This window comes from Kitasatospora sp. NPDC085895, from assembly GCF_040702125.1.
Taxonomy (GTDB): domain Bacteria; phylum Actinomycetota; class Actinomycetes; order Streptomycetales; family Streptomycetaceae; genus Kitasatospora; species Kitasatospora arboriphila.
Window position 1 is genome coordinate 5933 of the sequence record NZ_JBFBJY010000115.1, and the last position, 10661, is coordinate 16593.

At 69.8% G+C, this 10661-nt stretch carries 12 protein-coding genes and 1 pseudogene; 3 read left to right on the forward strand and 10 right to left on the reverse strand.

Going from position 1 to position 10661, the window contains the following annotated elements; translation table 11 throughout:
* Positions 1-67 precede the first annotated feature (67 nt).
* The 6 genes from AB0442_RS38165 to AB0442_RS38190 all read right to left on the reverse strand — a co-directional run bounded on the left by AB0442_RS38165 (position 68) and on the right by AB0442_RS38190 (position 3655).
* Entirely contained in the window at positions 68-1630 is a 1563-nt protein-coding gene (locus tag AB0442_RS38165) for a hypothetical protein (protein WP_366168130.1), read from the reverse strand.
* 17 nt (positions 1631-1647) lie between these two features.
* The gene (locus AB0442_RS38170; protein ID WP_366168131.1) at positions 1648-1887 is read right to left on the reverse strand and encodes a hypothetical protein; all 240 of its coding nucleotides are present in this window, start codon (positions 1885-1887) and stop codon (positions 1648-1650) included.
* Between the two features lie 160 nt (positions 1888-2047).
* Positions 2048-2887 (reverse strand): hypothetical protein, encoded by an 840-nt coding sequence (locus AB0442_RS38175; RefSeq protein ID WP_366168132.1) that lies wholly within the window; start codon positions 2885-2887, stop codon positions 2048-2050.
* Positions 2884-3048, reverse strand: a complete 165-nt coding sequence (locus tag AB0442_RS38180) for a hypothetical protein (RefSeq protein ID WP_366168133.1) — start codon at positions 3046-3048, stop codon at positions 2884-2886. The genes AB0442_RS38175 and AB0442_RS38180 overlap by 4 nt, the downstream gene beginning before the upstream one ends.
* Positions 3045-3413, reverse strand: coding sequence for a WhiB family transcriptional regulator (locus tag AB0442_RS38185; protein ID WP_366168134.1), 369 nt, complete (start codon positions 3411-3413; stop codon positions 3045-3047). The genes AB0442_RS38180 and AB0442_RS38185 overlap by 4 nt, the downstream gene beginning before the upstream one ends.
* Positions 3413-3655, reverse strand: coding sequence for a hypothetical protein (locus tag AB0442_RS38190; protein ID WP_366168135.1), 243 nt, complete (start codon positions 3653-3655; stop codon positions 3413-3415). Before AB0442_RS38190 ends, AB0442_RS38185 begins: the two co-directional genes overlap by 1 nt.
* 754 nt (positions 3656-4409) lie before the next feature.
* Here AB0442_RS38190 and AB0442_RS38195 point away from each other — a divergent pair.
* From AB0442_RS38195 to AB0442_RS38205, 3 genes are all read left to right on the forward strand, one after another.
* Positions 4410-4784 (forward strand): winged helix-turn-helix domain-containing protein, encoded by a 375-nt coding sequence (locus AB0442_RS38195; RefSeq protein ID WP_366168136.1) that lies wholly within the window; start codon positions 4410-4412, stop codon positions 4782-4784.
* Positions 4785-4911: 127 nt separating this feature from the next.
* Positions 4912-6114 carry a hypothetical protein gene (locus AB0442_RS38200; protein ID WP_366168137.1) on the forward strand — a complete coding sequence of 401 codons (1203 nt, stop codon included), beginning with the start codon at positions 4912-4914 and terminating at the stop codon, positions 6112-6114.
* Between the two features lie 14 nt (positions 6115-6128).
* On the forward strand, positions 6129-6839 hold the full coding sequence (locus tag AB0442_RS38205; RefSeq protein ID WP_366168138.1) for a creatininase family protein: 711 nt from the start codon (positions 6129-6131) through the stop codon (positions 6837-6839).
* A gap of 88 nt (positions 6840-6927) precedes the next feature.
* Here AB0442_RS38205 and AB0442_RS38210 read toward each other — a convergent pair.
* The 4 genes and pseudogenes from AB0442_RS38210 to AB0442_RS38225 form a co-directional block, all read right to left on the reverse strand.
* Positions 6928-7756 (reverse strand): annotated as a pseudogene (locus AB0442_RS38210) (IS5 family transposase).
* 210 nt (positions 7757-7966) lie between these two features.
* A complete protein-coding gene (locus AB0442_RS38215) occupies positions 7967-8200 on the reverse strand; it encodes a hypothetical protein (protein ID WP_366168139.1) in 234 nt (77 codons plus the stop codon).
* A 17-nt stretch (positions 8201-8217) separates the two neighbouring features.
* Positions 8218-9219 carry a hypothetical protein gene (locus AB0442_RS38220; RefSeq protein WP_366168140.1) on the reverse strand — a complete coding sequence of 334 codons (1002 nt, stop codon included), beginning with the start codon at positions 9217-9219 and terminating at the stop codon, positions 8218-8220.
* A gap of 589 nt (positions 9220-9808) precedes the next feature.
* Positions 9809-10661 (reverse strand): RICIN domain-containing protein (locus tag AB0442_RS38225; RefSeq protein WP_366168141.1); only part of this gene is annotated, 853 nt, incomplete at its 5' end.

Genomic DNA, 10661 nt, shown 5'->3' on the forward strand with positions numbered 1-10661 from the left:
GGCGGCGCCCCGCGCGCGGGGCGGCCCCCCCCCGGCCGGGTGTTGGTGGTGCGGGGAAGGGAGTGGGTTACTGGACGTTCCACTTGCGCTCGGCCTCCAGGCCGTTGCGCGGGTTCTCGTTGCGCTCCAGGTCGTCCGCGTGGGCCTGCCGGAAGACCGGGGCGACGTTCTCCAGCGCCTGGATGACCCGGCCCATGGCCTGGTAGCCCTGCGCGATCTCCTCGGAGACGACCGGGTCGAGCGGCAGGCTTTCGCGGCCCTGCTCCGCGAGGACGCGGAGGACTTCCTGGAGGGTGGCGAACGCGACGGGCAGGTCGTCGGCGAGGACGCCGAACTCGGTCATGTGCTCGGGGTCGAACGTGGACGCGGCCTGGAGCATCACGTCCGCCGCGGACGACAGGGAGAAGGTCGGGACGGACTGCTGGTCGGACACGGTGGCCTCCTGGACGGTGGGCTTGCCGATGTTGATCCGGGCCGCCACCCGCCCGACCTTCGCCAGGGCGGGGGCGGCCTTGCTCTTAAGAGCCGAAGCGGCCGAGGTGGTGCCGGGCTGCTGGACGCTCTCCGCCGGGACCGGCACCGCGGAGGCGTCCGGCGTACCGGCGGCGGCGCCGAGGATGGCGGCGTCGCGCGCCTCCCGGGCCGCGCGGGCACGGGAGGAGAGTCGCTGCCAGGTGCGGCGCATGTGCGAGGCGACCCGGCCGGGGTGGCGCCAGTTGAACGCCGCGACGGACGCGGCGCCGACCAGACCGGTCGCCAGGGCGGCGGCGGTCATCCGGGCCCGGTACCGCCAGGCGGAGCGCCGCAGCTTCTTGGCCTGCTCCGGCGTCGCCGCCCGCAGGTCCGCTGCACCCTTGCCGGGCTTGCCGGGGCGGGTGGCGGCGCCGGTGACGGGGTCGATCCCGGCCCGGCGCAGGGCCTTCGCATGGCCCTTGGCCAGGTTCCGGGCGGTCCGCGCCTCGGCCTTCGCGGCGCGCTGCGGGGACGGAAGAGGCCACCGCCCCGCCGCACCAGCCCCGGCCTCGGTGCCGCTGCGGGCGGCGGTCCGGGCGGCCTTGGCCAGGGTGAACGCCGGACCCGACGACTCCCGACCCGTGCCGACCACGGCCGGACGGTGCCGAGGGGGCGTCACGCCCGGCGTGCTGGTGGCGCGGTGGGCACGGGTGGTGGTCTGGCTCTGCGCCGGGGCGGCCCCGCCGCTGGCGGCGGCACGGCCGCCCCGGGCGCCGCTGGTAGCGCCAGCGGCACTGCCACTGCGGCGGGCCTGCGGGATGGAGCCGAGCGGGGCTGGCCGGACTGCCGTGCGGTGTCCGGCGGCCTGCCGCGGGGTGTGGTGGAGGGCGGTGGCCTGTCGGGTGCGGGCCCGGTTGGCGCGGGCGCGGCGGGCCAGGGCGCCGACCGCGGCCGCCCCGGCGACCACGCCGGCGGTGGCGAGGGTGGCCGGGCCGCCGAGGGCGAGGGCGCCGGCGGTGAGGCCGCCCGCGGTGTTCGCGGCGGCCACCGCCAGCGGCAGCCCCGGCACCGCCGCCGCGACGGGCGCGGTGGACTTGCCGGGCTTGTCGGCGGCGGGGGGTGTGGTGGTCGGGGGCGCCGGGGCAGCCTCGACCACGGTCGTGGTGGCGTCGGACACGTCGGTCTCCCTCAAGGTCACAGCCGGTCGGGTTCCATCGAGAAGAACAGGACGTTGGCCTGCTCCAGCTGCGGGTTCTGCCGGGTCAGTTCGGCGCGGATGTTGCGGTAGGCGCGGGCGCGGCTGCCGCCCGGGGCGACCGGGATGGTGCCCTCGGTGGTGAAGACCCCGAACCCGGTGCTGATCTTGACCTGAAGGGTGATCAGCCAGGAGTAGAGGACGGGCTGCACGGGGGCGGTGGTGGTGTTCTCGGGCACGGTGGATTGCTCCGTCGAGTCGAAGAGGGAAGGCAGGAAGTGCGGCCGCGGGTACGGGCCGGGCGGGGCGTACCCGCCGTACCCGCAGTGCGCGGAACAGGCAGGTACGCGGGCCGCGCGGCGCACCCGCAGCCGGGCGAAGAAGAGGACCGCGGCTGGGTCAGGCGGGCACGCGGTCGACCGCGGTGAGGGAGCGGAGGGCGGCCTGTACCCGCTGGGCGCGGGTCTGGCCGATGCCGTACTCGGCGCGCAGGGTGCGCACCGACGGCACGTCGCCGCGGGCGAGCAGGTTCGCGAACTCGGCCGCCGCGGCCGGCGCCAGCTCGTCCCACTCGGCCGGGTCGTCCTGCAGGTCATCGGCCCCGTCGGCCGTCTGCTCGGCGGCGCCAGGGGTGGGCTCGTCCACAGGCTGTGGACACTCGTTCGGCTCCGCGAGCGTGACGATGGGACGGGCCGGGAGCGGCAGGAATGCCAACTCCCGCACCGGCTCCACCCCCGGAGCCAGCTCCGGCTCCTGCCCCGCCACGGAAGCGAGTACGGGGGCCGGGTACACCTTGGGTGCGGCGGGTACGGGCTGCGGCTCGGCGGGTGCGGCCGCGGGTACGGGTGCCACCGCGGACCGTTCGACCGGCGCGACCGGGGCCGCGGCGGGCTGGTTGGTAGTGGTGGTGTCGGCGGCGTGGAGGACGTGGACGCGCCACAGCACCAGGGGGGCGATGGCGGACACCAGGACGATGAGCTGCCAGCCGGGGTGGAGCACCTTGGCGCCGAGCAGATGCGCGGCGGCGTTGGTGGCGATCATCCCGAGGACGGGCAGGAAGACCTCCCGGCCGGCGCGCAGGGCGCGGATGGCGTAGGTGTCCAGGGCGAGCGGCAGGCCGGCCGCGACCAGCGGGTGAAAGCCACACTGGACGGCCAGCACCCACTCGCCGTGCGCGGAGACGACCACGGCGGCGCCCATGGCCAGCCAGGCCAGGAAATCCATCCGGGTGTGCCTCACCGCACACCCCCGGCCCCGACCACCATCGCAGCGGCGGTGCAGTCGCGGTCGTGCTCAGCGGACAGCCGGGCGGCGTGGCGCTCGATGCGCTGGGCGAGCCGGTTGGCGCGTTCGCGGACCTGGCGCAGGGCCTCGTCCGCGTTGAAGTCGCTGTCCATCACGCCACCACCGTCCTCGCGCGCTGGGCGCGCTTGGCCAGGGTGGCCGTGTGGCGGTCGCGCTCGGCGGTGGTGAGGCCGCCGAAGACGCCGTGCCGCTCCTTGCGGGTGGTCGCCGCGGCCAGGCACGCCGCGCGCACCGGGCAGGTGGCGCAGATGTGCTTGGCGCGGAGCTCGGCGAACGCGGCGCCGTTGGGGTCGGTGTCGTGGTCGGGGAAGAACAGGTCCGCATCCGTGGTGGTGCACGCGGCCCGGGGCAGGTTGCCCGTCGTCGGCGCCACCACCACGACCGGCGCGGGGCCGGTGGGTCGGGCGGTCAGGTGCGGGCGGGTGGTGCCGCGGATGCCGCGGCGCACGAAGCGGGCCATCACGCTGCCGCCTTCCACACCTGGACCCGGTGGCGCTCCGCGGTGCGCATCAGCGCCTTCGCGTAGCGGGCCGGCTCGGGGGCCAGGTCGCGCAGCACGTCCCGGGCCACGTCGAGCCGGACCGCCGAGTCGGCGGGCGTCTCGTCGGTGGCGCCGGTGAACAGCTCCACGTCGATGCCGAAGGCCAGCTCGGCGAACTCGGAGGCCGTGACGGCCTCCTGGCCTGCAACAATCAATCGCACGGGTCTACCTCGTTCCAGTGGTGGGAGGTGGGCCCGAGGGCCGCCGCGCCTACCTTGGCCGGGAGCGCGGCGGCCCGACTCGGGCCATGGCCGCTCGTCAGATCACGAGCGGCGATGCCCCCGATCCGCCGCAGATGCGGGTCGGATCGGGGGCGAAGATCAGAGGGTGGTGCGCGGGCTTCACCGGCTGCCGTTGCCTCGGCCGGCCGGTCCCGAGCCCGAAATCGGATGCGCCGGTGTTGCTGCTCCGGCGCCAACAGGCGGCGCACCCCCGGGGAACCCGGGCGTGCTGCGTGGCTCGCTGCCGCTGCGACATCACCCGGTCGCCACGGGGGCGGTCTGTCTCATCCCGCCACGTGCTGTGAGACCCCGCTGGTCCACTCGGCTCGCCATCCAGCCGTACGAATCGGCCTGGTCAGCGTCCGTCCGTCCCCACACCCGACCGAAGCGGGTGGCATGCCACTGCGTAGGGGGAGGGCCTTGACCACGGCGGTTCACCATCGACCCGAAGACCTAGATGCCTGCCGCGACCGCCGCCCTCGCGTCGGTCTCGCACGATCACTGTTCAGTTCTCAAGCAACGAGCACGGCCTTCAGGGGGCTGTCACCCCGCCCCTCCGGGCGCATCTGTGCAGCTCAAATGACGTCCGAGGCATCACCTCGGCTTCACACGTCCTAGGATGTCCTAGGACGTGTGTGATCGCAAGTGTTTCGCTTGATCCCGTCCTAGGACGTGTGATGGGTAGGCTCTAGCTGTGACGATTGCCGCCGACAGCCCCCGACAGCCATACGAACAGCTCTCGGACCTTCTGCGGAAGCAGATCCTCTCGGGCGACATCCAGCCCGGAGAAAAGCTTCTGTCGGTCCGTCAGCTTGCCGAAAAGCACAAGACCACGACGACCACAGTTCAGAAGGCCATCAACGTGCTTCGAACCGAGGGCCTGGTCCTGACCTCTGGACGCGGCAGTTTCGCCCGTGATCCGAAGGAGGCTCAGGTCGCCGGGAACACCCCCGACGTACGTGAGCTACTGCGTCGCCTTGATGACTACGACCTCCAGTTGTCGGAGCTTCGCGACCGTGTCGCCGCCCTCGAAGAGGGCCAATCCGGCCGCGCTGACGACACCAAGTAAGCCGGAACTCGGCGGGAAGCGCAGTGCGCAGGGGTTAACACCCAGTCCTGTTACCTGTTAACCCCTGACAGCGCTGTGCTCACGCGGCCATCATGTTGGCTCGACCGGTCGTCCGTACGGGGGTGCGATGAAGACCAAGCTCCAGGCTGCACGCGTCGGGCGTGGCTGGACGCAGAGCCAGTTGATCGACGAACTGGAGACCGCGGCGAGGCGGCTTCGTCGAGACCTGCCGGGCCGCGACAGCCTCAAGACGCAAGTCTCCTACTTCGAGAACGGGCGAAGGTCAGTAGGTCCCGAGTACCAGCTTCTCTTCCGGGAGGTGTACCAGGCGACCAACGCCGACCTCGGCTTTCCCGACGAAAGCCCATCGCTCTCGTCAGCCCTCGAAGTACCGGCACTGAGTGCCGTGCCCGCAGTCCAGGTACTCCCGAACCCGGCCAACCCGGCAGTCATCGCCTACCTCCAGTCCGTGTTCGTGCAGCACTGCATTGCCGAGCCGGTGGTGGGGCCTCGCTTTCTCGTGCCCCCCGTGCAGGCCCAGATGCCGCTCATTGAGCAGCTCTGCCAAACCGCTCGTAGCAGTCTCCGCGGGGACGCACTCCGGGTCGGCGCTCGGTATGCCGAGTTCCTCGGTTGGCTACACCAAGACAGCGGGAACGTGCAGGCGGCGATGCACTGGACGGCCAGGGCGCTGGACTACGCGCACGAGCTGGACGACCGCGTCCTGTCCTCGTACATCCAGCAGCGCCGGAGCAACATCGCCACCGAGGCGGGACAACCCGGCCATGGACTCGGCCTCGCTCGCGCTGCCCTGAGCGGCGGGCGGGACCTGCCCTTCTCGGTGAGGGCGGTGGCGCTCAGGCAACTGGCGAACGCGCATGCGCTGCTCGGCGAGGAGGCCGAATGCCATGCTGCCCTGGACCAGGCGAGAACAGCGGCCGAGCAGGGGGCGGGCGAGCAATCCGACCTGGCCGGCTATTGCACCGTCGCTTACATCGACATGGAAGCGGCGAACTGCGACGTACGGCTTCGTCGGCCGACGGAGGCAGTAGACGTCTTTCGGGCGAGCCTCGCTCGGTGGCCGGACGGACAGGAACGGGACCGGGGCCTCCTCCAGGCTCGGCTAGCCAGTGCCAATGCCATCCTGGGGGACGTGGAGGGGGCGTACACCGCAGCTCAGGGAGCCCTTTCCACAGCGCAGACCACGGGGTCGGCGCGGATCCTTGAGGAGCTTTACCGGGTAGAGGGCCACCTCGCCCCGTGGCAGAAGCTCGTAGAGGTTGCCGAGTTCAAGAGGACTCTGCACAGTCTCCGGGGAGTCCCGGAGTGACCCGAAGGAGAGCCGTGCACCTGTTGCCAACGATCACCACGACGGACGTTCAAGAGCTGGCCCCGAAGGTCGCGATCTTGCCCATCGGGTCGTTTGAGCAGCACGGCGAATACCTGCCTCTCATCACTGACACCGCCATCGCCAGCGTTATCGCGGGCGAGCTGGCGGCGGCCTATCCGGTGCTCGCCCTTCCCCCGATCACCATGTCGTGCAGCCACGAGCACGGCACATGGCCCGGCACGGTCAGCATCAGTGCGCGCACGCTGTACGCCGTCGTGGATGACATCGCCGCGTCACTGGCCCGCTCAGGCATCGAGAAGCTCGTGCTGGTCAACGGGCACGGCGGCAACTACGTGCTCTCCAACATCGTCCAGGAGGCGAACGTCACCGACCGCCGGATGAGCTTGTTCCCCCTAGGCAGCGACTGGAGCAGGGCGCGAGCACACGCCAATCTCCGTTCTGATGCCCACGCGGACATGCACGCCGGCGAGATCGAGACCTCGATTTTGCTCCACGCGGCGCCAGACCTTGTGCGCCCCGGATATGAGGCAGCCGACCACGATGCTGGAGAACGCCGCTTCCTGCTTGTCGCCGGGATGCGCGAGTACACGGAGTCCGGAGTGATCGGCTTCCCATCGCAGGGCACCGCCGAGAAGGGCAAAGCCGTCCTCGCCAGCCTCGTGGCTGACTTCGCCCAGCACCTCCAGGCACTGACGCCCTGGTAATGGGTGCCAGCGCGGTTAGAGTCGTGGACTCGATTCAGCTGATCGTCGCCACACATGAGCCTCCCCGCTCCTAAGGCCTGTCTCTTGGTCATCTGCGGAGCCAGATGAGGATGGCTGCGAGGTGGAGTGCGGCCTGGTAGGCGATGGCGAGTTTGTCGGTGCGCATGGCCAGGCCGCGCCACTGCTTGAGGCGGTTGATGCACCGCTCAACGGTGTTGCGCTCCCTGTAGGCCGCGCGGTCGAAGCCGGGCGGTCGGCCTCCGGGTGAACCGCGCCGCTTGCGGTGGCGGACCTGGTCCACCGGCTGCGGGATGACCGTGCGGATGCGGCGTTCCCGCAGGTGGGAGCGGATCGCGCGAGCAGAGTAGGCGCGATCGGCGATCACCGTGTCGGGCCGGGTGCGTGGTCGCCCCGAGCCGGGGCGCGGAACGGGGATCGCCGCCATGACGGTCGTGAAGGCGGGTGCGTCGCCGGCCTGTCCGGCCGTGACGACGAGGGCCAGCGGGCGGGCCCGGGCATCGCTGGCCGGGTGGACCTTGGTGCTCAGGCCTCCGCGCGAGCGGCCGATGGCGTGGTCGGCCGGTTCGCCCCGACCGCCGTCACCCTTTGCGGGCGCCGACGGCGTGCTGGTGGGCCCGGCACACGGTCGAGTCCACCGACGTGGTCCAGCCGATGTCGTCGGCGGCGTCGGCCGAGGCCAGGACGGCGGCGAAGATCCGCTGCCAGGTGCCGTCGACCGCCCATCGCAGCAGCCGCTTGTGGGCGGTCTGGAACGGGCCCAGTTCCTCCGGCAGGTCCCGCCAGGGCGAGCACGTGCGGTACTTCCACGCGATCGCCTCGAGCGTGCGCCGGTGGTCGGCTCACCGCCGCCCACGGACCGGATCGGCCGGCATCAACGGCTCGATCCGGTCCCACATCGCATCACTGATCACCAACCGGACAGACACATCCGATCAACTGCTCAGCCCATCAAAGAGACACGCCTTAAGCCCCGCAGGGCAGCGCGTCACGGAATGCCAGTGGTGCTTGACCCCAACGACGAACCGGCCCAGCGATATCCGCGGGCCGGATCGTCGGAGCAATGGCTCGGCTAAGCCGCAAGTGTGGTCTACACACCCAGAGGTGGGCTACTCAGAGTGAGCGGTCGATAGCGGCTTGATACGCCCTACGGCGACAGTCTGAACTGGGACCCCATCGATCTCCTGGGGGAGATCAGGCCTGTCGTCATCGCTTACGAGCTGAACCTTGACGACGTAGGCGCTCTTGGTTCCGCCGATGCCGACGCCATTGACTCGCGGGTCGTCGGCGAGCATCTGCGCGAGGGCACGCTTTGCAGCGCGAGCAGCTTCAATCGTCACCATGGGTCCTCCACGTCGGTTCAGAACGCAAGTGTGGCATGAATCTGTTCCAAGACGGGAGATAGAGGATTGGCGTATGTCACAGGATTCCCCCCCGGACCACTCTCGCTGCCCGCGAAGAGGAGCCCCACAGCAGCAGGCGGATCAACCGAGAAGACGAGGGAACCGCTGTCCCCTCCCTCGCTGAAGGGGCGATCCCCGTCCTGCCCCAAGATCGAAATCTGGTTGTCAAAAGTGAGAACCCCGAGCGGCTCTCCGTAGTCGACCCAGAGGTTCTCAAGCTCGAACATCAAGATCATGCCGTTCGTCTCGTCCGTAGTCCTTCCGATCTTCTTGACAGCTAGTCCTTCCTCCGGCTCGGCAAGGCCGGTCACCCCGTATGGGAAGGTGAGATCAAGGACATCAGCCAGGGTCTTGTCAATCGCACAGGTGGCGGCATCTACGGCGTTCGGCGTAGTTAAGAGTTCAACGACAACGCCAAGCTCGCCGATCTTGTCGGCGGCCGTCCCATGATCGTAGGGGCCGGGTTGGAGGATCGGGTCACCCGAGCTCCCACGGTTGCTCGCCGCCAGGACATGGTTATTGGACAACGCATGTACATCAGTAGAACCAGCCACATGCACGAATGCGCCGAGAGTCCCGGCAGTCACCAGCGGGTGGCCAATAGACACCCCTGGTACAAGCGGCCTCGCCTTCCCGGTGTACAGGGGGCGGACACGGCCCACGAACTGGACGACCGCCTCGTCATGGGCCATATCCGTCAAGTAGTGCACTACTCGGCGAGTCTCCTCGTTCTGGTCTTGAACCTGGATGCCGAGGCTGTAGCCACCCTCCTTGCTCGTCGGCGCAATGCCGACTGCAACCCCTCCGGCGCTAGGCGCTTGCGGCGGGGCGCCGAAACTTAGGTTCTTCCTCTCGACAACTGCCATCGGTCCTGCCGCGACTCGATGCGCCAACGGCTCCCCGGTTCTCAGCTGATGGAGAAACTCCTTCTTCAGCGACCTGGCGGAATCGAGTTTCATGGCCGCCTCCTTTGATGATCATTCAAAGAGTTCCAGGCATGGGAGATACACCAAGTATCACCCCCACTACAGGACCGCAGCGCGGTGATCATGAATTAGAAAGCCAACCCGCGATCACACTGTGAGACCGGCGTGTCAGATGGCGATTGACGGTACGTCCGGTCCCGTTGATCTTTCACTGTCCGTGTGCGTCTGCCTCAACTCTCGAGCTGGGCATGTGGCCGGGAAGCAGCGCCCGGTCCTGTCTCCCGTCTCGGTTTCCGTCTCGTTCACCCCGGTGCACCGACGTCCGAAGGTGTCAGAGTGTTACGGCTTCACCGCAGGTCGAACCGAACCCGAACGTCCACGGAAACGACCCCGAAGAATTGGGCCAGTTGTGGGCCAGCTGGGCCGGACCGCCGGCGTTGAGGGGAATCAAGAGAAGGTCAGGCGCCATATCGCCCTGGGCTACACGTCCGGCCTTGAAAACTGTCGTGGCCTCTGGTCACCGTGGGTTCAAATCCCACACCCTCCGCGTGTGAGGAAAGAAGTACCGGCTCGGGGCGGGTACCGGCTACGGCCGGTGCCCGCCCCGAGTGCTTCCGCGCCGTCAGGGCTTGATCGTCCAGGCCTGGTTCCAGTCGCTGGTGCAGGTCCAGACGCCGAGCGCCTTGTTGTCCTCGTCGTAGGTGAGGCAGTCGTCGGCCGTGACCCGGATCTGGTACTTGCCGTCGCCGAGGGAGTAGAGCTGCCACTTCTGGGCGGCGGAGCCCGCCCAGGGCTGGGCCTCGGCCAGGTAGCTCTTGGTGTTCTCGGTCAGGGCGAGGCCGGTGACGGCGTTGGTGATCTTGTAGCGGCCGTTGCTCTCCTGGCTGAAGACCCAGCCGGTGGACTTGGCCGCGGTGCTGGTGGCCGCGGTGCTGGTGGCCGCGGTGACGGGGGTGCCGGTCGCGGAGGGAGTGCGGCCGTTCTTGACGGTGGCGTGCAGGGTGCCGGTCAGCTTGGCGGAGGTCACCGCGCCGCCCGGGTTCGCGGGGACGCCGGGAACCGCGGGGACGCCCGGATTCGCCGGGACGCCGGGGGTCACCGGTACACCGGTGGTGTCCCCGGGCACTCCGGGAACGGTGCCGGGCGCACCGGGCACCGTGCCGGGCGCACCGGGGACGGTGCCGGGCGCGCCGGTCTGCCCACCGACCGGAGGCCGGCCCGGCATCGGGGTGCCGCCGTTGGGTGCGCCGGCCACGGCCCGCCCCGGGAAGTGGATGACCCGGTTGCCGTTGACTCCGTTGTCCGCGTCGTAGCCGAGGAAGCACCAGTTCATGAAGCCGCCGTCACCGTAGTTGGTGAAGGTCCCCTCGCCGGAGAAGACCCAGATCGTGTGCCACGAACGCTGAAGGAGGCGTTGATGCAACTGCTTCTGGAAGCGGTGCTGTGCAGGAGATGGAGGTAGGTCCTCCGGGGTC

What these genes read in the sequence shown, in the direction of transcription:
- AB0442_RS38185 (WP_366168134.1), bottom strand. Translation starts at nt 3,413, where the DNA reads ATGGCCCGCTTCGTGCGCCGCGGCATCCGCGGCACCACCCGCCCGCAC.
- AB0442_RS38200 (WP_366168137.1), top strand. Translation starts at nt 4,912, where the DNA reads ATGAAGACCAAGCTCCAGGCTGCACGCGTCGGGCGTGGCTGGACGCAG.
- AB0442_RS38215 (WP_366168139.1), bottom strand. Translation starts at nt 8,200, where the DNA reads ATGGTGACGATTGAAGCTGCTCGCGCTGCAAAGCGTGCCCTCGCGCAG.
- AB0442_RS38220 (WP_366168140.1), bottom strand. Translation starts at nt 9,219, where the DNA reads ATGAAACTCGATTCCGCCAGGTCGCTGAAGAAGGAGTTTCTCCATCAG.